Origin of the sequence: Hafnia sp. HMSC23F03 (assembly GCF_001816025.1) — a bacterium.
GTDB classification, from domain to species: Bacteria; Pseudomonadota; Gammaproteobacteria; order Enterobacterales; family Enterobacteriaceae; genus Hafnia; species Hafnia paralvei.
The window spans coordinates 81,666-108,386 of record NZ_KV824216.1 but is presented as its reverse complement, the minus strand read 5'-3'; the positions used below and the strand labels follow the sequence as shown (position 1 = coordinate 108,386).

General features: G+C 49.1%; 27 protein-coding genes. 16 read left to right on the top strand and 11 right to left on the bottom strand.

Annotated features, from left to right (window positions below; translation table 11 throughout):
* Positions 1–351 precede the first annotated feature (351 nt).
* Together waaA and coaD are read left to right on the top strand one after the other, a co-directional pair.
* Positions 352–1,629: a lipid IV(A) 3-deoxy-D-manno-octulosonic acid transferase gene (gene waaA / locus HMPREF3091_RS08775; protein ID WP_004094117.1), complete on the top strand. Its 1,278-nt coding sequence runs from the start codon at positions 352–354 to the stop codon at positions 1,627–1,629.
* 11 nt (positions 1,630–1,640) lie between these two features.
* The gene (gene coaD, locus HMPREF3091_RS08770; RefSeq protein ID WP_008815766.1) at positions 1,641–2,120 is read left to right on the top strand and encodes a pantetheine-phosphate adenylyltransferase; all 480 of its coding nucleotides are present in this window, start codon (positions 1,641–1,643) and stop codon (positions 2,118–2,120) included.
* A 3-nt stretch (positions 2,121–2,123) separates the two neighbouring features.
* On the opposite strand, the gene mutM is transcribed toward coaD, so the two are convergent.
* The 4 genes from mutM to radC form a co-directional block, all read right to left on the bottom strand.
* Positions 2,124–2,933 carry a bifunctional DNA-formamidopyrimidine glycosylase/DNA-(apurinic or apyrimidinic site) lyase gene (gene mutM, locus HMPREF3091_RS08765; protein ID WP_004094113.1) on the bottom strand — a complete coding sequence of 270 codons (810 nt, stop codon included), beginning with the start codon at positions 2,931–2,933 and terminating at the stop codon, positions 2,124–2,126.
* 117 nt (positions 2,934–3,050) lie between these two features.
* The gene (gene rpmG / locus HMPREF3091_RS08760) at positions 3,051–3,218 is read right to left on the bottom strand and encodes a 50S ribosomal protein L33 (protein ID WP_001051798.1); all 168 of its coding nucleotides are present in this window, start codon (positions 3,216–3,218) and stop codon (positions 3,051–3,053) included.
* A gap of 11 nt (positions 3,219–3,229) precedes the next feature.
* Positions 3,230–3,466, bottom strand: a complete 237-nt coding sequence (gene rpmB, locus HMPREF3091_RS08755) for a 50S ribosomal protein L28 (protein WP_008815765.1) — start codon at positions 3,464–3,466, stop codon at positions 3,230–3,232.
* 238 nt (positions 3,467–3,704) lie between these two features.
* On the bottom strand, positions 3,705–4,373 hold the full coding sequence (radC, locus tag HMPREF3091_RS08750; RefSeq protein ID WP_371328681.1) for a RadC family protein: 669 nt from the start codon (positions 4,371–4,373) through the stop codon (positions 3,705–3,707).
* 199 nt (positions 4,374–4,572) lie between these two features.
* Here radC and coaBC point away from each other — a divergent pair, with 199 nt between their 5' ends.
* From coaBC to slmA, 3 genes are all read left to right on the top strand, one after another.
* Positions 4,573–5,787 carry a bifunctional phosphopantothenoylcysteine decarboxylase/phosphopantothenate--cysteine ligase CoaBC gene (gene coaBC, locus HMPREF3091_RS08745; RefSeq protein ID WP_070715371.1) on the top strand — a complete coding sequence of 405 codons (1,215 nt, stop codon included), beginning with the start codon at positions 4,573–4,575 and terminating at the stop codon, positions 5,785–5,787.
* Positions 5,765–6,223, top strand: a complete 459-nt coding sequence (dut, locus tag HMPREF3091_RS08740) for a dUTP diphosphatase (RefSeq protein WP_004094096.1) — start codon at positions 5,765–5,767, stop codon at positions 6,221–6,223. Before coaBC ends, dut begins: the two co-directional genes overlap by 23 nt.
* A gap of 100 nt (positions 6,224–6,323) precedes the next feature.
* Positions 6,324–6,920, top strand: coding sequence for a nucleoid occlusion factor SlmA (slmA, locus tag HMPREF3091_RS08735; RefSeq protein WP_004094094.1), 597 nt, complete (start codon positions 6,324–6,326; stop codon positions 6,918–6,920).
* A gap of 64 nt (positions 6,921–6,984) precedes the next feature.
* Here slmA and pyrE read toward each other — a convergent pair whose 3' ends face one another.
* The gene (pyrE, locus tag HMPREF3091_RS08730) at positions 6,985–7,626 is read right to left on the bottom strand and encodes an orotate phosphoribosyltransferase (RefSeq protein WP_070715370.1); all 642 of its coding nucleotides are present in this window, start codon (positions 7,624–7,626) and stop codon (positions 6,985–6,987) included.
* Positions 7,627–7,736: 110 nt separating this feature from the next.
* Complete coding sequence (gene rph, locus HMPREF3091_RS08725) at positions 7,737–8,453, bottom strand: ribonuclease PH (protein WP_070715369.1); 717 nt, start codon at positions 8,451–8,453, stop codon at positions 7,737–7,739.
* Positions 8,454–8,657: 204 nt separating this feature from the next.
* Between rph and HMPREF3091_RS08720 the strand changes: the two genes are divergently transcribed.
* Positions 8,658–9,521, top strand: coding sequence for a YicC/YloC family endoribonuclease (locus HMPREF3091_RS08720; RefSeq protein ID WP_004094088.1), 864 nt, complete (start codon positions 8,658–8,660; stop codon positions 9,519–9,521).
* 84 nt (positions 9,522–9,605) lie between these two features.
* Here HMPREF3091_RS08720 and HMPREF3091_RS08715 read toward each other — a convergent pair whose 3' ends face one another.
* A complete protein-coding gene (locus HMPREF3091_RS08715) occupies positions 9,606–10,073 on the bottom strand; it encodes a DMT family transporter (RefSeq protein WP_070715368.1) in 468 nt (155 codons plus the stop codon).
* 3 nt (positions 10,074–10,076) lie between these two features.
* Positions 10,077–10,553 carry a DMT family transporter gene (locus HMPREF3091_RS08710; RefSeq protein WP_070715367.1) on the bottom strand — a complete coding sequence of 159 codons (477 nt, stop codon included), beginning with the start codon at positions 10,551–10,553 and terminating at the stop codon, positions 10,077–10,079.
* Between the two features lie 225 nt (positions 10,554–10,778).
* On the opposite strand from HMPREF3091_RS08710, the gene HMPREF3091_RS08705 reads away from it, so the two are divergent.
* The 3 genes from HMPREF3091_RS08705 to HMPREF3091_RS08695 all read left to right on the top strand — a co-directional run bounded on the left by HMPREF3091_RS08705 (position 10,779) and on the right by HMPREF3091_RS08695 (position 13,523).
* Positions 10,779–11,654: an NAD(P)-dependent oxidoreductase gene (locus tag HMPREF3091_RS08705; RefSeq protein WP_070715366.1), complete on the top strand. Its 876-nt coding sequence runs from the start codon at positions 10,779–10,781 to the stop codon at positions 11,652–11,654.
* A 118-nt stretch (positions 11,655–11,772) separates the two neighbouring features.
* The gene (locus HMPREF3091_RS08700) at positions 11,773–12,705 is read left to right on the top strand and encodes a LysR family transcriptional regulator (RefSeq protein WP_004094082.1); all 933 of its coding nucleotides are present in this window, start codon (positions 11,773–11,775) and stop codon (positions 12,703–12,705) included.
* Between the two features lie 200 nt (positions 12,706–12,905).
* A complete protein-coding gene (locus HMPREF3091_RS08695) occupies positions 12,906–13,523 on the top strand; it encodes a trimeric intracellular cation channel family protein (protein WP_004094081.1) in 618 nt (205 codons plus the stop codon).
* Here HMPREF3091_RS08695 and ligB read toward each other — a convergent pair.
* Complete coding sequence (gene ligB, locus HMPREF3091_RS08690) at positions 13,450–15,183, bottom strand: NAD-dependent DNA ligase LigB (protein ID WP_070715365.1); 1,734 nt, start codon at positions 15,181–15,183, stop codon at positions 13,450–13,452. The genes HMPREF3091_RS08695 and ligB overlap by 74 nt on opposite strands.
* A gap of 271 nt (positions 15,184–15,454) precedes the next feature.
* On the opposite strand from ligB, the gene gmk reads away from it, so the two are divergent.
* Genes gmk through recG form a run of 5 tightly spaced genes read left to right on the top strand, consistent with a single transcriptional unit; the run spans position 15,455 to position 21,308 of the window.
* Entirely contained in the window at positions 15,455–16,078 is a 624-nt protein-coding gene (gene gmk, locus HMPREF3091_RS08685) for a guanylate kinase (protein ID WP_004094079.1), read from the top strand.
* 54 nt (positions 16,079–16,132) lie between these two features.
* Positions 16,133–16,408 carry a DNA-directed RNA polymerase subunit omega gene (gene rpoZ / locus HMPREF3091_RS08680; RefSeq protein WP_004094076.1) on the top strand — a complete coding sequence of 92 codons (276 nt, stop codon included), beginning with the start codon at positions 16,133–16,135 and terminating at the stop codon, positions 16,406–16,408.
* Positions 16,409–16,427: 19 nt separating this feature from the next.
* A complete protein-coding gene (gene spoT, locus HMPREF3091_RS08675) occupies positions 16,428–18,527 on the top strand; it encodes a bifunctional GTP diphosphokinase/guanosine-3',5'-bis pyrophosphate 3'-pyrophosphohydrolase (protein WP_004094074.1) in 2,100 nt (699 codons plus the stop codon).
* A 4-nt stretch (positions 18,528–18,531) separates the two neighbouring features.
* Complete coding sequence (gene trmH / locus HMPREF3091_RS08670; RefSeq protein WP_071778719.1) at positions 18,532–19,224, top strand: tRNA (guanosine(18)-2'-O)-methyltransferase TrmH; 693 nt, start codon at positions 18,532–18,534, stop codon at positions 19,222–19,224.
* Between the two features lie 2 nt (positions 19,225–19,226).
* Positions 19,227–21,308, top strand: coding sequence for an ATP-dependent DNA helicase RecG (gene recG / locus HMPREF3091_RS08665; protein ID WP_070715364.1), 2,082 nt, complete (start codon positions 19,227–19,229; stop codon positions 21,306–21,308).
* Between the two features lie 50 nt (positions 21,309–21,358).
* Here recG and gltS read toward each other — a convergent pair whose 3' ends face one another.
* Complete coding sequence (gene gltS / locus HMPREF3091_RS08660) at positions 21,359–22,573, bottom strand: sodium/glutamate symporter (RefSeq protein WP_004094069.1); 1,215 nt, start codon at positions 22,571–22,573, stop codon at positions 21,359–21,361.
* Positions 22,574–22,806: 233 nt separating this feature from the next.
* Here gltS and HMPREF3091_RS08655 point away from each other — a divergent pair, with 233 nt between their 5' ends.
* Both HMPREF3091_RS08655 and HMPREF3091_RS08650 read left to right on the top strand, forming a co-directional pair.
* Positions 22,807–24,219 carry a nucleobase:cation symporter-2 family protein gene (locus tag HMPREF3091_RS08655; protein WP_004094067.1) on the top strand — a complete coding sequence of 471 codons (1,413 nt, stop codon included), beginning with the start codon at positions 22,807–22,809 and terminating at the stop codon, positions 24,217–24,219.
* Positions 24,220–24,355: 136 nt separating this feature from the next.
* Positions 24,356–26,032, top strand: coding sequence for an AsmA family protein (locus tag HMPREF3091_RS08650; RefSeq protein ID WP_070715363.1), 1,677 nt, complete (start codon positions 24,356–24,358; stop codon positions 26,030–26,032).
* 42 nt (positions 26,033–26,074) lie between these two features.
* On the opposite strand, the gene HMPREF3091_RS08645 is transcribed toward HMPREF3091_RS08650, so the two are convergent.
* Positions 26,075–26,650, bottom strand: a complete 576-nt coding sequence (locus HMPREF3091_RS08645) for a DcrB family lipoprotein (RefSeq protein ID WP_004094065.1) — start codon at positions 26,648–26,650, stop codon at positions 26,075–26,077.
* Positions 26,651–26,721: the final 71 nt, after the last annotated feature.

Here is a 26,721-nt window from a genome sequence, read left to right as displayed (position 1 = left end):
GGCTCTACAGCAACCAATTCACTGATAAAATATTCTGCGTTTATAATTTTCTATTATACCACTAGTTACCGTAGTAGCCGAATCCATTATTTCAGATGTAAATTAAATTACCTCATAAAATCATAAAGATAGGTATCATTTAAATCACAAAGAAAAACAGACTCCTCTGAAATTTTATCGATTGCGTTGAAACTCTCAATTAATAATATAACGTTCTAAAAAACCACATTATTAACAATGGGTTGAAGTGGATTTATCAGTTTTTCAGGTAGTTGCAGTCCAAAAATGATGGCTTTGCCCTACTTAAATACTTAGAATCCCAACCAAGTTTCCCTACCATGCAAACCTCTTATGCTTCAAACGCTTTACACCATACTGCTTTACCTAATCCAGCCACTCATTTGGATCAGATTATGGATGCGTGGTCGTAAGGCTCCAGCCTATAGAAAACGTTGGGCGGAGCGCTATGGCTTCTGCTCAAACAAAATGCTCTCAGGCGGGATCATGTTGCATTCGGTCTCGGTCGGAGAAACACTAGCCGCAATCCCTTTAGTTCGAGCATTGCGTCATCGTTACCCAACTCTGCCGATCACGGTCACAACCATGACCCCTACAGGCTCAGAGCGTGTACAGTCGGCATTTGGTAAAGATGTTCAGCATGTTTACCTGCCCTACGACCTACCCGGCTCCATCAATCGTTTTCTAGATCGCGTCAATCCTAAACTCGTTCTGATTATGGAAACCGAGCTATGGCCGAACCTTATTACAGCACTCAACAAGCGCCAAATCCCGCTGGTTATTGCTAATGCACGTTTATCAGCACGTTCAGCCAAAGGCTATGCCAAACTGGGCGGTTTTATACGCGACATCCTGCGCCGTATTACCTTAATCGCCGCTCAGAATCAGGAAGACGGTGAGCGTTTTATCTCTTTAGGTTTGAAACCCTCGCAGTTAGCGGTTACGGGAAGTTTAAAGTTTGATATCTCAGTGACCCCACAACTGGCCGCCAAAGCAGTCACACTACGCCGCCAGTGGGCACCGCATCGCCAGGTATGGATCGCAACTAGCACGCATGAAGGCGAGGAAGATATTTTAATTGAGGCTCATAAACAGCTTTTAAACCATTTCCCAGAGCTATTGCTCATTCTGGTTCCTCGCCATCCTGAACGTTTTAACGATGCGATAGAACTCACCCAACAGGCCGGCCTATCCTATATAACGCGCTCATCGGGTGAAATCCCGTCGACAAAAACGCAGGTCGTGATCGGGGATACTATGGGCGAATTGATGTTACTTTACGGGATTGCCGATCTCGCTTTTGTTGGCGGAAGCCTTGTGGAACGTGGTGGTCATAACCCTCTGGAACCTGCTGCGCATGCTATTCCCGTGCTAATGGGGCCGCACACCATCAACTTTAAAGATATATGTGCAAGACTAGAACAAGCCGATGGTTTAATTACCGTGACAGATGCCGCGTCTTTAGTAAAAGAAGTGACCACGCTGCTCACCGATGAGGATTATCGTAATTACTATGGTCGCCACGCCGTTGAGGTGCTTTATCAAAACCAAGGCGCATTGCAGAAGCTGTTACACTTGCTTGAACCTTATCTTCCCGTAAAGACACACTGAGAAGCAAAACCATGGAAAAGCGCGCCATCTATCCCGGCACTTTCGATCCCATGACCAATGGCCATCTGGATTTAGTCACTCGTGCAGCCAGCATGTTTGATCATGTTATCTTAGCGATTGCAGCCAGCCCGAGCAAAAAGCCTATGTTTACTCTGGAAGAACGGGTGGCCTTAGCAACACAAGTAACGGCTCATCTGCCTAACGTGGAAGTTTTAGGTTTTAGTGAGCTGATGGCACATTTCGCTCAACACCAGAATGCCCATATTCTGGTACGTGGTTTAAGAGCAGTATCTGATTTTGAATATGAAATGCAACTCGCAAACATGAATCGCCACTTGATGCCTACGCTTGAAAGCGTCTTTTTAATGCCATCCAAAGAATGGTCGTTTATCTCATCATCGCTTGTCAAAGAAGTCGCTCGTCATGGCGGAGATATCGCGCCATTTGTGCCCGAGCAGATTGCTCAGGCATTAGGTGAAAAACTCGCATAACGGTTATTTCTGGCAGCGAGGACAAAAGAACGTCGTACGCTGCCCATGTTTTCCACTCAATATTTTCTCGCCGCATACCCTGCAGGCTTCTCCAGCGCGGCCATAAACTTGTAGTTCCTGCGCAAAATACCCAGGTTTTCCATCTGACTGCAAAAAGTCTTTTAGCGTTGTACCGCCCTGCTCAATAGAACGCAGCAGCACCGCCTTGATCGTCGCGACTAATACTTCGGCATCTGCTTGCGTCAAGTCACCGGCGGGTCTATCGGGGCTGATACGCGCAGTAAATAATGATTCACTGGCGTAAATGTTCCCTACCCCGACAACCACTTTATTATCCATTAGCCACGCCTTCACGGCGGTTTTCTTACTACGCGACTTACGGAACAGGTAATCACCGTTAAACTCATCGCTGAGCGGCTCAGGGCCGAGATGGGCGAGGACATTGGATGAATCTAAATCCTTACACCAAAGCCATGCGCCAAAACGGCGTGGGTCGGTATAGCGCAGCATCATACCGCTCGATAGAATCATATCGACGTGGTCATGCTTTTGGGGAGGCTCATCTGCGGGCAGGATACGTACGCTACCAGACATACCGAGATGAACAATAATCCATCCATCTGCTAGTTCAATCAGCAAATACTTAGCACGACGCTGCACACTAAGCACAGGCTTGTCACTTAATCGAAGTAACTCATCAGAAACCGGCCAACGAAGCTTAGGTTGGCGCACCACAAGATGTTCAATTGAATTACCGACTAAATAGGGCTCAATCCCGCGACGGCTAGTTTCGACTTCTGGTAGTTCTGGCATTTCATTCCCCAGCGTTAAAGACTGTTTGCCATCTTACAACGGCGACTATCACCATGTGGGGGTGTTTTAGAATAAAAAAAACCCAGCCGAAGCTGGGTTTTCTTAAATCCACTAAAATTATTTAATTTTAGCTTCTTTGTAGATCACATGCTGACGTACAACCGGATCAAACTTTTTCAGTTCAAGTTTTTCTGGTTTGGTACGTTTGTTCTTGGTAGTGGTGTAGAAGTGACCAGTACCAGCAGACGAAACCAGCTTGATCTTCTCGCGAATACCTTTAGCCATGATTCAGTTCCTTAATACTTCTCACCGCGGGCGCGAATTTCGGCCAAGACCGTTTCGATACCCTTTTTATCAATAACACGCATACCTTTAGCAGATACACGCAGAGTTACAAAGCGCTTCTCGCCTTCAACCCAAAAGCGGTGTGAATGCAGGTTAGGCAGAAAACGGCGTTTGGTTGCGTTCATCGCGTGGGAACGGTTATTACCGGCCACCGGACGCTTGCCAGTAACTTGGCAGACTCGGGACATGTCTATTCTCCAAAAATCAAATCAGCTCGAGCTTCGTATAGGAAGTAGCCGCCTCGTCAGGCTTTAGAGCCCATCTCAGCAAACTTCACCGAGGAGACTCTGAGTCAGGTCGAAACCTGCTGAGATAGGCTCTTAACGCTACAACCAAGATTCTCAAAGGTGGCGTAGTATACGCTCTGAAGCGTAAGTGCTCAAGACCCGAACAGCAAAGATCCCAAAAGGATCGTGAAAAAAATGACTAAAGCCACCCTCTTTCGGCAAAAGATACGCTCTGGCCATGACCGATCACCATATGATCAAGCACACGGATGTCCAATAACGCGCAAGCTTTCACCACCCTTTCCGTGAGCGCACGATCGGCTGCACTAGGCTCTGCTATTCCGGACGGATGATTATGTGCGAGGATTAACGCAACGGCATTAACCTTTAGCGCGCCACGCACAATTTCACGTGGATATACATCCACACAGTTTATAGTACCCGAAAACATCTCCTCAGAGCGAATTACGCGATGCTGGTTGTCTAAAAATAATACAAAAAAGGCCTCGCGTTCGTATCCAGAGAACACATTTTGCAAATATAGTGCCGTTAACTCTGGCCGAGTGATTACACTTTGTTCAGTTAGCTGCCGATGTAAAAAGCGTTTCGACAATTCCATCACGGCCTGAAGCTGGGCATATCTCGATATTCCTAAGCCGGGTTTTGTACAAAAAATGTCATAATCGGCCTGCATCAACGCATAAATTGAACCAAACTCTCGTATAAGCTGTGATGAAAGCGCCATCACATTGGTTCCTTTAATGCCTGTACGTAAAAATATCGCCAGCAACTCCTGATCCGATAGTGATTCTTTCCCTAACGATAATAATTTTTCTCTCGGTGCCAACGCTGAGGGCCAATAAGGCATTTCTACGACTTCATCCATCAACAAAAAATTCCTGTAACCCGCCTTGCCTCATCTTCGCAAATTCCAAAATAGCGTCGAGTACAAGTTCTCATTGCTGCGAAACAGTGCGCAAAAAACGATCGCAACGACTGCAACACATGTCATCTTCTCCGCTTATGGTAAAATCACATCAATTTCTGCCTCGACTGGGACAACAACCATGACTGCACTGACAGGCAAACGTATTGTATTAGGTATCAGCGGGGGCATTGCTGCGTATAAATGCCCAGAAATCGTGCGTCGACTTCGCGAGCGAGGTGCAGAAGTGCGCGTCGTGATGACCAAAGGCGCGGAGGCCTTCATCACGCCGCTAACCCTACAAGCGGTTTCAGGTTATCCCGTTTCGGATGATTTACTGGATCCTGCCGCAGAAGCGTCGATGGGGCATATCGAGCTTGGCAAGTGGGCCGACCTCGTCGTTCTAGCCCCCGCAACGGCTGATCTCATCGCGCGTATTGCCGCTGGCATGGCTAACGACCTTCTAAGCACCGTCTGCTTGGCCACTGCGGCCCCTATTGCGGTGGCTCCAGCGATGAACCAGCAAATGTATCGTGCAGCTGCTACCCAAGAGAATCTAAACACGTTAGAGCGTCGAGGGCTTCTTTTATGGGGGCCAGACAGCGGTAGCCAAGCCTGCGGTGATGTTGGTCCGGGTCGTATGCTAGACCCTATGGTTCTCGTTGGGATGATTCAGGAACATTTTGCACAACAACACGATCTCGCCCAATATAGCTTCCTGATTAGCGCCGGACCAACGCGTGAAGCCTTAGATCCCGTTCGCTTCATCACCAACCATAGTTCAGGAAAAATGGGGTTCTCCATTGCAGCGGCGGCGGCAAAACGTGGAGCAAAAGTGACCCTAGTCAGCGGTCCTGTTAATCAGAAAACACCTGACGGCGTTGCTCGCATCGACGTAGAGAGTGCGTTAGAGATGCAAAATGCCGTGCTAGCACAGGTTCCTGCACATCAGATTTTCATTTCCTGCGCTGCGGTGGCAGACTATCGCGCCGAACAAATTTGCAACGAGAAAATAAAAAAACAAGGCGACGAAATCACACTTAAGCTGGTGAAAAATCCAGATATTGTCGCTAGCGTTGCAGCACTAAAAGAGCATCGCCCCTATGTAGTAGGATTTGCCGCCGAAACCCAGAATGTGGAAGAATACGCGAAGCAAAAGCTTGCACGTAAGAATCTGGATATGATTTGTGCAAACGATGTTTCCCAAGCAGGGCAAGGGTTTAACACCGATACCAATGCCTTACACCTATTTTGGCCACAGGGCGATAAGCCGTTGCCACTCAGCGATAAGTCCTTGTTGGGCCACTATTTAATTGACGAGATTGTCAGCCATTATGAAGAAAAAAATAGACGTTAAAATTTTAGATCCGCGCATCGGTGAACAATTCCCACTCCCGACGTATGCAACGCCGGGTTCTGCGGGTCTAGATCTACGCGCTTGTTTGGATGAAGCCGTCATTTTGGCTCCAGGCGAAACGACTCTGCTGCCAACGGGCCTAGCCATTCACATCGAAGACCCTAGTTTGGCCGCTATCATCCTGCCTCGCTCTGGTCTGGGCCATAAGCACGGGATCGTATTGGGTAATCTGGTTGGCTTGATAGATTCTGATTATCAAGGTCAGTTGATGGTTTCTGTTTGGAACCGCGGCCAAACTACCTTTACTATTGAGCCGGGTGAGCGCGTTGCCCAAATGGTTCTGGTGCCGGTTGTACAGGCAGACTTCAATCTGGTGGAATCTTTCGAAGATAGTGAGCGCGGTGCCGGTGGCTTTGGCCATTCAGGTCGCCAATAAGCCGCTCACAACGCTATAAAAAAACCAAAAAGCCACCGCCTCATGGTGGCTAACTGTTTGGTGTGTCCGTTATCACCGCTTAGCAAGGATCTTGTCTGGCATGGCAGAAAAAGAAAATACGAAAAGGAACCGTCGCGAGGAAATTTTGCAGGCTCTGGCGCAAATGTTGGAGTCCAGCGATGGTAGCCAACGCATTACCACAGCAAAGCTTGCCGCGAACGTGGGTGTTTCAGAAGCTGCACTTTATCGCCATTTTCCAAGTAAAACGCGGATGTTCGATAGTCTTATCGAGTTTATCGAAGATAGCTTAATCACCCGCATTAATCTTATCCTGCAGGATGAAAAGGAAACCTTTAATAGGCTTCGTCTTATTCTGCTTTTGATTCTAGGGTTTGCGGAGAGAAATCCAGGGCTAACACGTATTATGACCGGTCACGCGCTGATGTTTGAACAAGATCGCCTTCAGGGGCGCATCAATCAGCTATTTGAACGCATTGAAGCGCAAATCCGACAAGTCTTGAAAGAGAGAAAGATACGCGAAGGTCAAGGCTTTGCTCACGATGAAACTCTGCTAGCAGGGCAACTTCTGGCATTCTGCGAAGGTATGCTGTCGCGTTTTGTACGCTCCGAATTCCGCTATCGTCCAACTCAGGAGTTTGATCTGCGTTGGCCATTGCTTGCGAGCCAGCTTCAGTAACACAGGCACATTAAACAAACGGCCACACTAAGTGGCCGTTTTTATTTGGCACATCATTGGCCTGTTAAACGCCGTATTGTTCGCGATAGGCCTTCACCGATACCAACGATTTAGCCATATCAGGCTGCTCTTCCAAATAGCTGATTAAATCTTTCAGCGTGATAATAGAAATCACCTTGCAGCCATAGTCACGCTCAACTTCTTGAATGGCCGAAATTTCCGCACGACCGCGTTCTTGACGATCGAGAGAAATCAATACGCCTGCCAGTTGAGCATTATGGGCCTGAATAATCTCCATAGATTCGCGAATCGCCGTACCCGCCGTAATAACATCATCGACTAACATCACTTTACCCACTAACGGACTACCGACAAGTGTCCCGCCCTCACCGTGAGATTTCGCTTCTTTACGGTTAAAGCAGTACGGCAAATCACGATCGTGATGCTCTGCAAGCGCAACCGCCGTGGTTGTCGCAATAGGGATACCTTTGTAAGCAGGGCCAAACAGTAAATCGAATTCAATTCCGCTATCGACTAAGGCTTCCGCATAAAAACGCCCCAACAAAGCCAGATCGCGACCGGTATTAAACAGACCAGCGTTAAAAAAATATGGACTGGTACGGCCTGATTTCAGCGTAAATTCGCCAAATTTCAATACCTGTTTGCTTAGCGCGAACTCAATAAACTGGCGCTGATAGGCTTTCATGCATGCATCTCCTACATTGTCGGTAATTAAATGATTCACTTAGTGGTACTGGTTTTTTTCATGCCGAACTGCGGGCATAAAAAAGGCGACTAACAAGTCGCCTAAAACAATTAATTTTCTAGCGCCGCTTTCTGCGCCTGAATAATTTTATCTATCCCGCCTCTGGCTAAAGCCAGAAGCTGCAAAAGCTCTTCATGACTAAATGGTTCGCCTTCTGCGGTCCCCTGCACCTCAATCATGCGACCATCTTCCAGCATAACAACGTTCATGTCTGTTTCTGCTGCAGAGTCTTCAACATATTCCAGATCGCATACGGCTTGACCATCCACGATGCCTACGGATACCGCGGCAACCATACCTTTCATTGGGTTAGCTTTCAGTTTACCCGCAGCGACTAAAGCGTTCAGCGCATCAGCCAACGCAACGCAAGCACCGGTAATAGATGCAGTACGAGTGCCTCCATCAGCCTGAATCACGTCGCAGTCTAGCGTAATCGTGAATTCACCCAGTTTTTTCAAATCAACAGCGGCACGCAGAGAACGCGCAATCAGGCGCTGGATCTCCATCGTACGGCCGCCCTGCTTGCCCTTAGCCGCTTCACGAGCCATACGGCTATGGGTGGAACGTGGCAACATGCCATATTCTGCCGTGACCCAGCCCTGTCCCTGACCTTTTAGAAAGCGCGGAACCCCTTCCTCAACGGTGGCGTTACATAGCACTTTTGTTTCACCAAACTCGACCAGAACAGACCCTTCAGCATGTTTAGTGTAATTACGGGTCAGTTTTAATGGACGGATTTGTTCGGCAGTTCGGCCTTCTGGACGCATACGCTTGTCTCCGGCTAGCAATCAGATTTATTTCAATGTGGCTGCGCATTATACCCAAATTAATCCGAGTTGCAGCAAGCCTACCACCGAAAGGGTTCCGTTAATTCATCGTTGACCAATGTAGACGTTCGTGAGCTTATGCCTATCATGGCAGACGGTGCGGGGCTATAATCCTGACATCATTCATTTTTACAGGTACGCAAAATGATCCGTAGCATGACCGCTTACGCCCGCCGTGAAATTAAAGGCAACTGGGGCAGCGCAGCTTGGGAGCTTCGCTCCGTTAACCAGCGCTATCTTGAGACCTATATTCGCCTGCCGGAGCAGTTCCGTAGCCTTGAGCCGGTGGTGCGTGAAAGACTGCGTACGCGTTTAACGCGTGGGAAAATCGAATGTAACTTACGCTTTGAACTTGACCCAAGCGCACAGAGCTCCATGATCTTGAACGAAAAACTAGCGAAACAGCTGGTTGAAGCCGCAAATTGGGTCAAAATGCAAAGCGATGAAGGTGAGATTAATCCACTGGAAGTACTACGTTGGCCTGGTGTGATGTCTGCCGCAGAGCAAGATTTAGATGTTATCAGCACCGAACTGATGGCCGCTTTAGAGCTGGCTATCGATGATTTTATCGACGCGCGCGAGCGTGAAGGTAACGCACTAAAAGCAATGATCGAGCAACGCTTAGAAGGCGTTTCTGCCGAAGTCGCCAAAGTTCGCCAGCAGATGCCTGAAATTCTGCAATGGCAGCGTGAGCGTCTGGTCAGCAAGCTGGAAGAAGCTCAAGTTCAGTTGGAAAACAACCGTCTGGAACAAGAGCTGGTTCTGATGGCACAACGCGTCGACGTAGCTGAAGAGCTTGATCGTCTGGAAGCCCACGTCAAAGAAACCTATGTGATTCTGAAGAAGAAAGAAGCCGTCGGACGTCGCCTCGACTTTATGATGCAGGAATTCAACCGCGAATCTAACACCTTAGCGTCTAAGTCTATCAACGCAGACGTAACCGCATCAGCTATCGAGCTCAAAGTGCTGATCGAACAGATGCGCGAACAGATCCAAAACATCGAGTAATGAATTGCCGGTGTTAGACACCCAAAGCCCAGCTTAACTGCTGGGCTTTGGGTTATGGACAAAAACGTTTATGGGCAAAAACCATCAGACCACAGCCTGTTCTCCCTCACGATTACTGCGATAAATCAGCACCAGCGCCAGAGCTAAACAGATTAAGGCAGCCATTCGGCTCATAGAAAACCCTATTGCCTGATTACCAAACCATCCAAAGGTGTCGATCATCATCCCCATGGAAAGTTGTCCGCAAATCACAGCCACCGTCGCGGTCGCGACTCCAACCTTAGGCACCGATGCAACCATCACCAGCATATAAAACATCCCGAAAAGGGCGCCCGCCAATTGCCATTTCGGCACTGTTAGCAATGTTTGCGTATGGGCGGGCTCAAAAAAGAAAATCAACAGCCCACTCAGCACGGCACCCACGACAAAAGTTAGCTGGCTGCTACGTATTACACCCACACTTTCCCCTAGGCGCCCATTGATTGCTGCCTGCATACTTAAAACCGCGCCAGCAATGACCACCAGCGCAAGCATCACAATATGGCTAAACATAAATTACGCCCCCTCTGCGATTAAAACTAAAGCAGCAACTATCAACGCTAACGCGAACAGGCGCTGTATGCCGACTCTTTTACGCGGGATGCCAAACCAACCAAAATGGTCAATCAACAAGCTTTTAGCTACCTGTCCAGAAAGAATCGCGATCATCGTCATCGCAACGCCAATGATCGGAGTGGCCAGCGTTAGCATAATGACGTAAACCGGCCCAAGCAGTCCGCCGATCAATTGCCAACGAGGTAATGTGCTGAATGGTCGATGCTCACTTGGCTTCCCAGTTAATAACGATAGGAGGAATAGCAGAGCGGCACCGACACCGAAGATGCTCAATGTCGCCCATAAATGCCCTACTTCCTCTCCCAACGGCCCGAGCAACCCTGCCTCAACGGAAAGCCCCATTCCAGCCATAATGACTAATGGAATATATCCCGCACGTTTAATTGAGTTTGGTTCACATAGCTCCGACGCTGTCATCTCTCACCTCATATCACTAAAAAGTCCAGCATAAAAACGCTGTATCTGATAGTGAGCATTATCAATAGTTACCTTCTTTCGAAAAACAGCATGAGTTGCTAAACAGTTTTGCGTATTGCGCATAGCATGAAGTCGCTTGGCTCCATCCCTGCCAAGTTCTAGGGTGAGAAGACAGATAAAAGTAAACCTGCCACCAGACCGGAAGACAATAATCAGGAGTTATCAATGAAAATCGCTTTTCTTGGATTAGGTTCAATGGGGCAACCCATGGCACAAAACCTGCTAAAAGCTGGATATGAAGTCAAAGTTTGGAACCGCAGCGCTGCTGCAGTAGAACCTCTTGTTGCTAACGGGGCATCATTGTGTAAAACCCCTGCAGATATCGCTGAATGCGAAATGGTGATATCCATGTTAGCCGATGACCACATTACCCATGATGTGATGGTGACTCAGGGGGCACTGAGCGCCCTTGATAAAAATGCGGTGTACATCAATATGGCTACGGTATCTAACGATCTAACGCGCGAAATGACAGCCTACTGTGCAGAACGAGGGCTTCACTATATTGCTGCCCCCGTGCTAGGACGCGTAGATGTTGCCGCTGCAGGCAATCTCAATATCTTGGCTGCCGGTGAACCAGAGCAGCTAGCGCGAGCACAACCGCTGTTTGACGTGTTAGGCCAAAAAACATGGCACTTTGGTGATAAACCCGAACAGGCGAGCACAGTGAAACTTGCCGCAAACTTTATGTTAGCCACCGTCATTGAATCGGTGGGCGAATCCGCAGCGCTAGTTAAAGCTCATGGTATTGAGCCTAAAAACTTTATTGATATGCTCACCAGCACGCTATTTTCAGCCCCGGTATACAAAAACTATGGCGGAATGATCGCAGAAGAACGCTATACCCCCGCAGGCTTCAAACTCACTCTTGGTTTAAAAGATGTCCGCTTAGCGCAGCAGGCTGCTGAGGAGAAAAACGTACCAATGCCTTTTGCTAGCGTATTGCGCGACAACTTTATTGATGCCATTGCGCAAGGTGATGGAAACCTTGATTGGTCAGCGCTAGCTAATGTATCCGCACGTCGCAGCGGTTTAAAATAAAATAGCCATCCTCGACGCCCCTCTTCCAAGTGAAGAGGGGAAGCACCGCCGGCGAGCAGCTAGAATAATTGAAGACCAAAACACACCATAGATAAAACCCTTTGCGGAATAAGCAAGCATGCAAGCGTTCAACGAATTAAGTATCAAATCGCTGCGGCTTTTTGTCGCAGTCATCGACTATGGCAGTTTTTCTGCCGTTGCACGTAATGAAGGCATTGCACCATCTTCTATTTCGCGCCAAATGCAGCAGATGGAACAGGCACTTAACCAGCAATTGCTCTATCGTCATACCCGTGCAGTAACCGCAACAGAAAGTGGCCGGCTGCTGGCAACATACGCACGTCGCGTGCTTGAACAACTGGAAGAGGCTGAACAGGCATTACAAGAAAAGAAGCTTGAACCCGCGGGACTAGTTCGTATCAACGCACCAGTGGTATTTGGTCGATTACATATTGCGCCATATATTCCTGAACTCTGCCATAAATACCCCAAACTTTGCGTCGAACTTGTACAAACAGATAACTTTATCGATCCCATGCAGGATGCGTCCGATCTCCTGTTTCGCATTGGGATTTTGTCGGACTCAAATCTGCAAGGCAGAGTTCTCGCTCAGCAAAACTATCGCATCGCGGCAAGCCCTGAATATCTCCGTCGCTTTGGTGTCCCCTCTTCGCCAGAAGAGCTAGAACACCACAACTGTCTGGTATTTAAAGGCTTCGCTGGCGCACAGAGATGGTTTTTCCAATGTAAAAACCAATGGGTTCCATACAACCTACACGGTTCTCTGACTGGAAATAATGCCGATTCGCTGTTAGATGCCGCCATCCAAGGGCTCGGGATTGTCGTGTTCCCAACATGGCTGCTAGGTGACGCCCTGCAGGATGGTCGCCTTGTCAGCTTGATGGAGAAATATCCCGTATCTACCCGACTAGAGCCACAACAACTAGCGGCGCTTTATCCACAAAGCCGACGTCTGCCCCTCAAAGTACGGGTTGTCATTGATTTCTTTGTGCAGAAGTTTGGCACGCCTGCATATTGGGATAACATTTAGCTTTCGAGTTATAAATTCTAATCAATCATTAAATATGAAAATGAAATAATACTTACTTATTCAGCAATAAATACAATTTTTAGCATACTTAAATTAATCCGAAACCACATCCTTTAGAAAAACTCAGTCGAGATAGTTACATAAAGTCACTAACCTTCCTCCACTGCTATCTCTTTTCAGTTCTCAAAGGTTGTTGTGCCATGTTACTGAGTATTCTGTATATCGTTGGAATCACCGCCGAAGCTATGACTGGGGCATTAGCCGCAGGCCGCCGCCAAATGGATATGTTTGGTGTCATTATCATTGCCTCGGCGACCGCCATTGGCGGCGGTTCAGTACGTGACATGCTATTAGGCCACTACCCGTTAAGCTGGGTTAAACACCCTGAAAATATTGTCATTGTTGCCGTAGCCGCTATCGTCACAACATGGGCTGCACCATTAATGACCCACCTACGTAAGCTCTTTTTAGTCTTGGATGCCGTCGGCTTGGTCGTATTTTCTATTATTGGTGCACAGGTTGCCTTAGAAATGGGTCATGGGCCAATCATTGCCTCTATCGCTGCCGTTGTAACGGGCGTCTTTGGTGGTGTGCTACGTGATTTGTTCTGCAATCGCATCCCATTAGTGTTCCAAAAAGAGCTTTATGCCGGGATCTCGTTTGCTGCTGCGTGGCTATATATGGGACTCCTGTATATTGCTATCCCACAAGACCTGACGGTAATGATTACCTTATTTGCTGGTTTTACCGCTCGTCTGCTGGCCCTGCGCTTCCGTTTGGGACTACCGGTGTTTGACTATCAGCAGCCAGATCATTAACGGAAAATGGGTTAAAGGCAGCCACCCCCTGCTGCCTTAACCTTTCCATTAATCCTAACCATTCTTTGTCCTGCCATATCTGGCGATATTGTTTGTTTTGCGTCACTGATAGTTTGCAACCGGTATATTCCCACCCACAGTCAGCAAGCGTTGAGGACATTCCCAGCGCCCTTAACCATGTAGCGCTAGGCGCAAGTTTTATCCTTTCAATGGCTGCACTAAGCCTTTTCGCTCGATTTATCCCCATTCCCCGATTCAACAGACGGTGTTCCGTTAGAGCTAAGACATCATCTAAATCAGACAACATCCCGCTCTGTGCCAACTCACGCCAAAAAGCCTCACCGACGCCGGTAATGCCCAAACTTTGAGCCATCCAAACGACACGAGCAATAAACTGCTGTTCACAACCTGGCGCATAGTGCCAACAGCTCAGAGAATGGTATTTCCCCCTATCAGGTGCATTCACAATGACTCGCTCTGGGCTACGCCAGATAACCCTTTCTAAATGGGGTGTGCCCTGCCCAGCCAGCACCACCGAAACCTGATCGTGGGGTTGTACGTCCCACTGCTGCCATCGCATAACCGACCCCAAACTCACGCGACTGACCCGCTTATCATCCACGGTTACAGGCTCAAGTAATAAAATTGCGTTAATTCGTCCGCTACGCCCAACGCTGAATTGCACATCTTTTACCTCTGTCACGGAGGATTTTAAGGGATATTTCCAAGCCACAGCCCATCCAGGAGGCGAAGGCCGCCATAACGCTGATGCTGGCTGCTGCGCCATATGTAGCGCGATGCCGTCTGTCACAAATGGCAGAGGTTGCTGATACCAATACTCGCGCCATTTCTCAACATCAACGACATCGGTTACGGCATGAGTGTATTGTTCAGCTAATGGGAATCCCAAACGAGTAAGTTTATTCAATCTTTGCGGCATTTCGGCAGGGCCATCGGGGTAACCCCAGATAAAAATCCCCAATTGATTCGCCGTGTCTGACGATAAAAACTTTAATCGCATTGCTCCTGCAACTTTTGAACGCGCATTAATGCTGCCGTCCCTTTTTTGTTGATGATCGGTCACTTTCAGGAAGAGCTCTCCCTGAAGCACCGTATATGCCTCGCCGTCAGGGATCTTTTTGGGAATAGCGCTAATGGAAGTCGCTGCGTTAGTCCAATCCTGTCCGATTAAACCGTCGCCACGGCTAATCATGCTTTTTAGGCGGCCATGTTGGTAATGAAGCGTAACGGCAACTCCGTCAATTTTGGGTTGAACCCACACGCTCTCTTTGCCTTTAAGCCAATCTCTTACAGCCGCTTCATTCTCTAGTTTATTCAGTCCCGTATGCGCGACCGGATGACTTAACGTGTTACGTGGGCTTGTCGGCTCAAGAGATGAATATGAAGGTAAGCTATTGGTTAAAAAACACTGCTTCCATGATTTTAATCGTTGCGCCATTTGGTCATATATTTCATCTGGTACAGGTGAAGATCCTTGCAAGAAATAGGCCTCATCCCATTTAGCAATCTGCTGCTGTAGCGCGCTAATTTCATGGGTTGCACGCTCGGTTGCCCAATCTGGACACAGTGGTTGAGCCCAACTCCTGCACAGGCTTGAAATCAGCCACACTACGAGCACTATCAATATATTCCATGTCATTTTTCACCTCCTGTTGCACCAGTAATAGCGCAATAAAAACGGCATTCCATAGTGAGTACAGCTTTCTACGAAATACATTCAGGAGAGTTTTAACAGCAGACAATGGTTCTCATTTTCTTTGCAAAGACGATCGCAATGATGGGAAGAGGAGAATAAATTCGCACTTTAGACTGAAAGTGGGCGCTGCATCACGACGAGTAGCCGTGTATACTACGGGGAGTTGTATCTTTCTTTTGTTCTTTTAACACGAACGACATCAATAAGACCCACTATGGTTCAAGGCACGCTTTATATTGTTTCCGCACCGAGCGGAGCAGGAAAATCCAGCCTGATTCAGGCATTGCTGAAAACTCAGCCGCTGTACGATACACAGGTTTCGATTTCGCACACCACTCGTGCCAAACGTCCCGGTGAAAATCACGCTGAGCATTACTACTTCGTCTCTCATGACGAATTCCGCCAGATGATTGAGGAAGATGCCTTCCTCGAATATGCGGAAGTGTTTGGCAACTATTACGGCACATCGCGTAAAGCGATTGAGCAAATTTTGTCGACCGGCGTGGATGTCTTTCTTGATATCGACTGGCAGGGCGCACAGCAGATTCGTAAAAAAATGCCGCAGTCACGCAGCATTTTTATTCTGCCACCATCGAAAGATGAATTAGATCGCCGTTTGCGCGGTCGTGGTCAGGACAGCGATGAAGTCATCGCAAAGCGCATGGCGCAAGCCGTTGCCGAGATGACGCACTATGCCGAATATGATTACCTCATCGTGAATGATGATTTTGATTTAGCGTTATCCGATCTCAAAACCATTATCCGCGCTGAACGCCTGCGTTTAGGTCGCCAGAAAATGCGACATGACGCGTTAATAACCAAATTGTTGGCAGACTGAAGACTCTTTCAGTATCATGCCCAGTCATTTCTTCACCTGTGGAGTAGCACATTTATGGCACGCGTAACTGTTCAAGACGCTGTAGAGAAAATTGGTAACCGTTTTGACCTAGTGTTGGTCGCTGCTCGTCGGGCACGCCAAATGCAGTCTGGCGGCAAAGATCCGTTAGTACCAGAAGAAAACGATAAGTACACCGTTATCGCTCTGCGCGAAATCGAAGAAGGTTTGATCAACAACCAAATCCTCGATGTCCGTGAACGCCAAGAACAGCAAGAGCAGGAAGCCGCAGAGATCCAAGCGGTTACCGCGATTGCTGAAGGCCGTCGTTAATTAACACGAAGAGCTGCCTTTGTATCTGTTTGAAAGCCTGAATCTGCTGATTCAAAAATACCTGCCAGAAGAGCAGATCAAGCGCCTTAAACAGGCATACCTCGTCGCGCGCGATGCGCACGAGGGACAGACACGCTCCAGCGGTGAGCCTTACATTACTCACCCCGTCGCGGTAGCCTGCATTCTTGCAGAAATGCGCCTCGACTATGAAACCTTGATGGCGGCGTTACTGCACGACGTCATTGAGGACACTCCCGCAACCTACCAAGATATGGAACAGTTGTTTGGCAAAAGCGTTGCCGAGCTGGTTGAGGGTGTGTCAAAGCTGGATAAGCTGAAATTCCGTGACAAGAAAGAAGCTCAGGCAGAAAACTTCCGTAAGATGATCATGGCGATGGTGCAGGACATCCGCGTGATCTTGATTAAACTCGCCGACCGCACTCATAACATGCGCACGCTGGGCTCTTTGCGCCCAGATAAACGTCGCCGCATTGCTCGTGAAACGCTCGAAATCTATAGCCCTCTGGCGCACCGTTTAGGTATCCATCACCTAAAAACTGAGTTGGAAGAGCTGGGTTTTGAAGCACTTTATCCAAACCGCTATCGCGTTATCAAAGAGGTGGTCAAAGCCGCTCGTGGTAACCGTAAAGAGATGATTCAGAAGATCCTTTCTGAGATTGAAGGTCGTCTTACCGAAGCGGGAATAGAGTGTCACGTCAACGGTCGAGAAAAACATCTGTACTCGATCTACCGCAAAATGCATCTGAAAGAGCAGCGTTTTCACTCCATCATGGACATTTATGCTTTCCGCGTCATCGTCAAGGATGTAGATACCTGCTACCGCGTTTTGGGTCAGGCGCACAGCTTGTATAAGCCGCGTCCAGGTCGCGTTAAAGACTATATCGCCATCCCTAAAGCCAACGGATACCAATCGCTGCATACCTCACTGATTGGCCCGCACGGTGTTCCCGTTGAAGTGCAAATACGCACAGAAGACATGGACCAAATGGCAGAGATGGGGGTCGCCGCTCACTGGGCGTATAAAGAAGGCGAATCTAGCACCACCGCGCAAATCCGCGCCCAACGCTGGATGCAAAGCCTACTTGAGCTACAGCAAAGCGCAGGGAGTTCATTCGAATTTATCGAGAGCGTTAAATCCGATCTGTTCCCAGACGAAATCTATGTGTTCACGCCGGAAGGTCGCATCGTCGAACTGCCGGCGGGGGCTACACCGGTCGATTTTGCCTACGCAGTCCACACTGATATTGGGCATGCCTGTGTAGGTGCACGCGTTGATAGACAGCCATATCCGCTGTCTCAGGCGCTGCATAGCGGGCAAAATGTCGAAATCATCACCGCTCCGGGGGCTCGCCCAAATGCGGCATGGCTGAATTTTGTCGTTAGCTCTAAAGCGCGCGCTAAAATTCGCCAGATGTTGAAAAACCTCAAGCGCGATGACTCTGTTAGCCTTGGCCGTCGTCTGCTTAATCATGCTCTCGGCAACGGGCGAAAATTGTCCGATCTACCACCAGAAAATATCCAGCGTGAACTGGATCGCATGAAACTACACTCGATGGATGACCTGCTAGCCGAAGTCGGTTTAGGAAATGCCATGAGTGTTGTCGTGGCGAAAAATCTGCTTGGCGACCCGCAGCAAACCGGTACCAGCACAGGCCGTAAGCTGCCAATAAAAGGCGCCGACGGTGTATTGCTGACCTTCGCCAAATGCTGCCGCCCTATTCCAGGAGATCCGATTATTGCACACGTGAGTCCAGGCAAGGGCTTGGTCATTCATCACGAATCCTGTCGCAACATTCGCGGTTACCAAAAAGAGCCTGAGAAGTTTATGGCCGTTGAATGGGATAAGGATATTGAGCAAGAGTTCATTGCTGAAATTAAAGTGGATATGTTTAACCATCAGGGCGCGCTAGCGAATCTGACTGCTGCAATCAATGCCACTGCATCAAATATTCAAAGCATGAATACCGAAGAGAAAGATGGCCGGGTTTACAGCGCGTTCATCCGCCTGACCACCCGCGATCGCGTCCATCTGGCGAATATCATGCGTAAAATTCGTATCATGCCGGATGTGATTAAAGTTAACCGCAACCGAAACTAATTCTATGACTCCTCAACGCTATGCGCGGATTTGTCAGATGCTTGCCACTCGACAGCCGGACCTTACCGTATGCATGGAGCAAGTGCACAAACCGCATAACGTTTCTGCCGTAATCCGCACCGCTGACGCCGTGGGTGTTCATCAGGTTCATGCCGTGTGGCCGGGTAAAACCATGCGCACTATGGTATCTACCGCGGCTGGCAGCAACAGCTGGGTATCAGTCAAAACGCACCCAGACATCTCTTCTGCCGTATCGACGCTCAAAGCGGAAGGGATGCAGATTCTAGCAACCAATCTCTCAAGCACCGCCGTTGATTTTCGCGAAATAGACTACACTCGCCCAACCTGCATTCTGATGGGGCAGGAAAAATACGGCATTACTGCTGAAGCGCTTGCTTTGGCAGACCAAGACATCATCATTCCAATGATCGGGATGGTGCAATCACTGAATGTTTCCGTCGCTTCGGCGTTAATCCTGTATGAAGCTCAGCGCCAACGCCAAAACGCAGGTATGTACCAACGTGAGCACAGCCCTTTAAGCGACGAAGATCAACAACGTTTGCTGTGGGAAGGTGGCTACCCTGTATTGGCGAACGTTGCCAAGCGTAAAAAACTGCCGCGCCCGCGTATCGATAACGAAGGGCAAATCGATGCCCCTCAAGCATGGTGGGACGCCATGCAAGCAACCAAAGGCTAACTATGAAAGGCCGCTTGCTGGATGCGATTGCGTTAACCTCTTTAGCTGGCGTTGGTGCCAGCCAAGCAGGTAAACTCGCTAAAATCGGTCTGGAGAATATCCAAGATCTGCTGCTTCATTTGCCTTTGCGCTATGAAGATCGTACTCGCCTGTATGCCATCAACGACCTTCTGCCTGGCCTCTTCGCTACGGTAGAAGGGGAAGTACTCCGCACCGATATCAGCTTTGGCCGTCGCCGGATGATGACCAGCCAGATTAGCGACGGTACCGGAATGCTGACCATGCGCTTCTTCAACTTTAATGCGGCAATGAAGAATAGCCTGTCGCCGGGCAAACATGTCTTGGCCTACGGTGAAATAAAACGCGGAAATCTGGGTGCGGAAATCATACATCCAGAATACAAAATTCAAGGTGAAACAGAAAACGTTGAGTTGCAAGAAGCGCTTACGCCTGTTTATCCCACCACTGAAGGTATTCGCCAAGCCACACTGCGCAAGCTTACCGATCAGGCATTATCCTTACTTGATACCGTTCCTATTGCCGAACTCTTGCCAGATGAGCTACGCCGCGGGCTAATGAGCCTACCAGACGCACTGCGGATGCTGCATCGCCCACCTCCGGATATGCAACTGGCCGATCTCGAACATGGCAAACATCCGGCACAGCGTCGCTTAATTTTAGAAGAACTGCTGGCTCACAATCTCAGCATGCTGGCCGTACGAGCGGGGGCACAAAGCCATAAAGCGCTGCCGCTCTCAGCGGATGACCGCCTCAAAAATCTCATGCTCGCCTCCTTGCCGTTTAAACCCACCGGAGCGCAAGAACGCGTGGTAGCTGATATCGAAGCGGATATGGCAAAACCAGTACCGATGATGCGTTTAGTTCAGGGCGATGTTGGCTCAGGTAAAACCTTAGTGGCCGCACTCGCTGCCCTGCGTACGATTGCTCATGGGAAACAGGTTGCGCTCATGGCGCCTACCGAACTGCTTGCCGAACAACATGCCAATAACTTCCGTCAGTGGTTCGAGCCTCTGGGGTTAAAAGTGGGCTGGCTTGCGGGCAAACAAAAAGGCAAAGCACGTCAAACTCAGATGGAAGCGATCGCCAGCGGCGAAGTCGATATGATCGTCGGCACCCATGCAATTTTTCAAGATCAGGTTCAGTTCTCTGGTCTTGCACTGGTTATCATTGACGAGCAGCATCGATTTGGCGTGCATCAGCGCCTTGCTCTGTGGGAGAAAGGCGAGGAGCAAGGGTTCCATCCACATCAATTGATCATGACCGCCACGCCCATTCCTCGAACGTTGGCGATGACGGCTTATGCCGATCTTGATACGTCTGTCATTGACGAGCTTCCACCGGGAAGAACGCCGGTAACTACCGTAGCTATTCCAGACTCACGTCGCGCTGACGTCATTGAGCGTGTCAAGAATGCCTGCCTCAAAGAAGGGCGACAGGCATATTGGGTATGCACCCTGATTGAAGAATCAGAGATGTTGGAAGCTCAAGCTGCAGAAGCCACAGCAGAAGAACTCAAACTGCTGCTGCCCGAAATCAAAGTTGCGCTGGTTCATGGCCGCATGAAGGCAGCAGAAAAACAAGAAGTGATGCGCGCATTCAAGGCTGGCGAAACTCAGCTTCTTGTTGCCACAACGGTTATAGAGGTCGGCGTGGACGTGCCTAACGCTAGCCTGATGATCATCGAAAACCCTGAGCGCTTAGGCTTGGCTCAACTGCATCAGTTGCGCGGTCGTGTAGGCCGTGGTGCGGTAGCCTCTCACTGCGTACTCTTGTATAAAACACCGCTTAGCCAAACGGCGCAAAAGCGTTTACAGGTACTGCGCGATAGCAACGATGGTTTTGTGATTGCTCAGAGAGATTTGGAAATACGCGGGCCTGGTGAACTACTCGGTACGAAGCAGACCGGTAGCGCTGAATTCAAAGTCGCGGACTTGCTACGCGATCAGGCATTGATCCCAGAAGTACAACGTATCGCACGCCATATACATCAAAACTATCCCGAACATGCGCAGGCGCTAATTGAACGCTGGTTGCCAGAGCGTAGCCGCTACACCAACGCTTAAGAAAGGTATCCCCCTCTCCCCCATGAGGAAAGAGGGGGGCAATACTAAAATTATCCCATCACTGCAGGAAACACCGGCAGCATTAGGTATAGCTTAATCACTATCGCGTTAACGATATCGATAAAGAATGCACCCACCATCGGCACCACCAGGAAGGCCAGATGCGATGGACCAAAGCGATCGGTAATTGCCTGCATATTGGCAATAGCGGTTGGTGTTGCGCCTAATCCGAAACCACAATGTCCTGCAGCCAATACCGCCGCATCGTAGTTTTTGCCCATAACGCGGTAAGTGACAAAAATCGCGTACAACGCCATAACCAGTGTTTGTACCAGCAAAATTGCCAGCATCGGTAACGCCAGCGAGGCCAGTTCCCATAACTTCAAACTCATCAGCGCCATTGCCAAGAACAGAGATAGACTCACGTTCCCCAACACCGATACCGCACGTTCAAACACGCGATAGAAACCAATCGCATGCATGGTGTTGCTCAACACCACCCCGACAAACAACACACATACAAACGTTGGAAGCTCAAACGAGGTGCCCCGTAGGAAGTCGGCAATAAAATGACCCGCGGTTAAGCAAATCGCGATCATTGCTAGCGTTTCAATTAATACCAGCGAAGTGATCATGCGGCCACTGTATGGCTTCTCAAACGCGGTTGGAACCTCAGTATCATCAGGCGTACCGTTCGGCGTTGAAGAGTGTTTAACCAAATAGCGAGCCACTGGACCGCCAATTAATCCACCGAGAACCAATCCGAAAGTCGCACAGGCCATCGCGACTTCTGTCGCATTTTCAAATCCATAGCGCTCGCTAAAGACCTTACTCCATGCCGCACCGGTACCATGACCGCCGGATAGCGTGATTGACCCAGCCAAGAGTCCCATCAGCGGGTCGAGCCCCAACATCTTGGCCATACCGATACCAATCGCATTTTGTACCAGTAGCAATCCCACAACGACAAAAATGAAAATACTAAGCGCCTTGCCACCTTTTCTGAGGCTCGCCAGATTGGCGTTAAGGCCGATAGTGGCAAAGAATGCCAGCATTAAAGGATCTTTAAGCGACATGTCAAAACTGACCTCAAAGCCCATGGTCTGTTTTAACAAGAGGAAACCCAGAGCGACCAGCAAACCGCCGGCAACAGGTTCCGGGATAGTATATTTCGTTAAGAAGGGGATTTTTTGTACCATTTGGCGCCCAAGAAGTAGCACCAGGGTCGCCGCGACAAGCGTACCGTAAACGTCCAGATGAATCATTTGTTCACTCCATGTAATAATTATTTTAATTTCAAATAGTTATATTTTTCTCACCGTTATTAAAAAAAGATAAGCGTTTAATTAGAAAGCAAAACCTAACGTTGGGGCAAGTTTCTTTAGCAAAAAATGCGATGTAAAAGTGTCCCTATTTTTAGGTAAATTTATACGCAACCGATTGCTTTTGTGACCGCTATCATTAAAATGCGTGCATTGTTGCTTCCGGAATATGGATTATGACCACGCCATCCACTGAGTTCGACCAAGTTCACTCTTCAACAGCGAAGCCCGCTACCACCACAGCGCCTGTCAAAAGTGAGCTAATTTATCGTCTCGAAGACCGTCCACCACTTCCACAAACCCTTTTTGCCGCCTGCCAACATCTGCTGGCAATGTTTGTTGCCGTTATCACTCCTGCCCTACTGATTTGTCAGGCTTTGGGATTACCAGCACAAGATACTCAGCACATTATCAGCATGTCTCTGTTTGCATCGGGTTTAGCATCCATTCTGCAAATTAAGACCTGGGGACCCGTTGGCTCAGGTCTGCTGTCAATTCAGGGCACCAGCTTTAATTTTGTTAGCCCATTAATTATGGGGGGCATGGCTCTAAAAAATGGTGGTGCCGATATTCCAACCATGATGGCAACGCTGTTCGGTACGCTAATGTTAGCGTCCTGCACCGAAATCATTCTGTCTCGCTTCCTGCATTTGGCACGCCGCATCATCACGCCGCTGGTTTCCGGTGTGGTCGTGATGATCATTGGTTTATCGTTAATTCAGGTGGGGCTAGTTTCCATAGGCGGTGGCTACGGGGCGATGAACGATCATACCTTCGGGGCGCCGAGTAACTTGATGCTGGCAGGTTCAGTACTGGTTGTCATTATTCTGCTCAACCGCCAACGAAATCCTTATTTGCGCGTTTCTTCGCTGGTGATTGCAATGGCCGTGGGCTATGCACTGGCGTGGGCGACAGGTATGCTGCCAGACACTGGCAATATGGAAAAAACCACCTCGCTGCTGATGGTACCAACACCGTTGTATTACGGGTTGGGCATTGACTGGAATCTGTTGATTCCCCTGATGTTGGTCTTTATGGTGACCTCACTGGAAACCATTGGCGATATCACCGCCACCTCAGATGTGTCCGAGCAACCCGTATCTGGCCCGCTGTATATGAAACGTCTCAAAGGCGGTGTATTAGCCAACGGTCTGAACTCGATGCTATCTGCAGTATTTAACACCTTTCCAAACTCGTGCTTTGGTCAAAACAATGGCGTCATTCAACTCACCGGCGTCGCCAGCCGCTATGTTGGTTTTGTCGTTGCGCTGATGCTCATTGTGCTAGGCCTATTCCCTGCCGTGGCTGGTTTCGTCCAGCATATCCCTGAACCCGTACTGGGCGGAGCAACCATTGTCATGTTCGGTACGATTGCAGCTTCGGGGGTACGTATCGTCTCACGTGAGCCGCTTAACCGCCGCGCTATCATGATTATGGCGCTATCGCTGGCCGTGGGTCTGGGCGTTTCTCAGCAGCCACTGATCTTACAATTTGCACCTGATTGGATGAAAACCCTGCTGTCCTCCGGCATTGCTGCCGGCGGCATCACCGCGATCGTCTTAAACCTCGTTTTCCCGCACGAAGACTAGCGACGTCATAGCAGTAAAGAAAAGGTCGGATGTATCTGCATTCGGCCTTTTTTATTGCTGTTTACATTTCATCCCTTGAGCCATCCGGTTTAATACGGCATAAACTAAAGTACCGTTGGCCTGAAGGACTAATGCCGTGAAATTTATTGGAAAAATACTATTAACCCTGCTCGCTATCATCATAGCGTTGGTTATTGTGGCTTATGTCATAGCCCAAACGACATGGGGAGCGCGCCAGATCAGCGCTTGGGTAAACGAAAACACCCAATACCGCCTATCGTTGGGAAAAATGCATCACGATATCCGCGAACCATCGGAAGTGACATTAAATAACGTCACCTTGTCCACCGAAGGTCAGCCACCATTCTTGCGTGCAGAGAAAGTCAGTTTGTCGCTAGGCATACGCCAGTTCACTGACCCCAAACATTTCGACAGCGTGACGCTGGAAAATGGTTCTCTGTCTCTCTCAGCGCCAACAAAAACCTTACTACCGATTCAGGCTGAAAATCTCCGCCTAGCTAACATGCAGTTACAGCAAAGCGATTCACAGCAGAAACTGGATGCCTCACAGGTGAATGGCTATATCTCACCTTGGCAACCCACGGTAGGACAGATTCTGGGCAATAATAATCAGTTCCAGTTCAGTGCGGGTAAGTTAGTGATTAATGGCGTCCCAGCGCAAAACGTACTGTTGCAGGGCAGCTTCAAACAAGGTCTGCTGACAATCAATAGGGCAGGAGCTGATATCGCACAGGGGCAGATGACTAGCGACGGCGTGCGCAAAGCCGATGGCAGTTGGCAGATCAATAACCTGCGTCTGGGGAATATTCACTGGCAGACCAATAAATCCATAGACGCATTCTTTGCACCGCTCGAGCAACTGCCGACAGTGACCTTCGGCAAAGTCAGCGTTACCGATGCCAAACTGGAAGGCGCTGGCTGGGCACTCAGCGATCTAGACGCTGAACTGGACGGTGTTACATGGAGCAAAGGAGATTGGCAGAGTGAAAAAGGCGCTATTACCTTTAACGCTAACGACATTGTGGTGGGCAACGTGCATTTTGTTGAGCCAATCTTCAGTGCAGACCTCTCAAACGCAGGCGTTGCAATTCGTCAGTTAAGCACCCGTTGGGAAGGTAGCCTGCTGCGCGCAAGCGGCAATTGGCATCGCAATGACAAACGCTTAACCATCGATGATATGACCATTGTGGGCTTGGAATACACACTGCCTCAAAATTGGCGGGAGATTTGGCAGACACCACTGCCAGCATGGTTGAACGATGTCATCGTGACTAAATTTTCTGGTAGCCGAAACCTGCTTGTTGATATCAATCCAGACTTCCCTTTCCAAATCACCGCACTTGATGGTTTTGGTAGCAATATTCGCTTAGTACACAATCGCCTTTTGGGTCTGTGGGATGGACAGGCAACGTTCAACGCCAGCGGAGCAACCTTCAACAAAGTTGATCTCCAGCGCCTTTCTATAACACTCAATGCCAACGATCAGCAGATCGCCGTGAGCGAACTCAGCGCGCTGTCACAAAAGGGAATACTGGAGGCTACCGCGTCGCTCGATCAGGCTGGACGTCAGCTAACGCTGGATCTGAAAGGAAAAGCGGTTCCAGCCAATCAACTGGTTGAATGGGGTTGGCCTGCTCTCCCGTTAAGCGGTGACGTCAACATGCAGTTAGGACTGCAAGGCGTACTCACTGGTGAAGCACCGCTTAAACCAAGCGTGAACGCAACGTTGAATGTGCAAAGCGCAAGTGGACAACAGCTCACACAGAAAATGGTGAATGGCGTCGTAAATTAATATGCTAGCCCTCCCTACATAAGGGAGGGCTTCCGCAAAAAACTACTCTTTTATCTTCAAGGTGTTAACTACACCGTTAGCGATATTTGCCGCTTCTTGCTGATTTTCACCAGGTAGGGAGACCTGCATGGTCATCAGTTGATCGCCTGCTTTGGCCAGTACGATGCTGGAATAGGAGACTTGGCCTTTCGCCGTTTGCACACTATTCACTTCTTGGGCTGGCTGCCCGCTGATTTCAATGCTCTTATCAGAAAGCACATTCAGACTTGGATCGCGCGCTTTCTGTTGCTCTACCAAGCGCCCGCTCAGTGTACTCAGGCTGTCAGAAGGTAGCGGAGCCATAATTACAATTACAGCCTGCTGCCCGCTCTTATTCGCATAAACGTGCATGCTGTTTGACTGAGAGCCTAATTTTCCGCTCTGATCGGTCAACCCTGCCGGCAGAGTAAAAGTCACCTTTCCGTCAAGCAGGCTAATATTCTCTCCCGCGGGTACGCTAGCTTCCGCCGAGGTAGAACCTTTAGCTGCAGAGTTGGCGCTGTCGGTTGATTGACCGTCACAGGCAGCAAGCCCTGCGACTAACAATCCTACTCCCACAAACTTCACTAAATTACGCATGGTAATTCCTTCTATTGTCCTAACGTCTCGATTGACCAATAAACGTATCGCACCTTATCAGTGCATTAAAT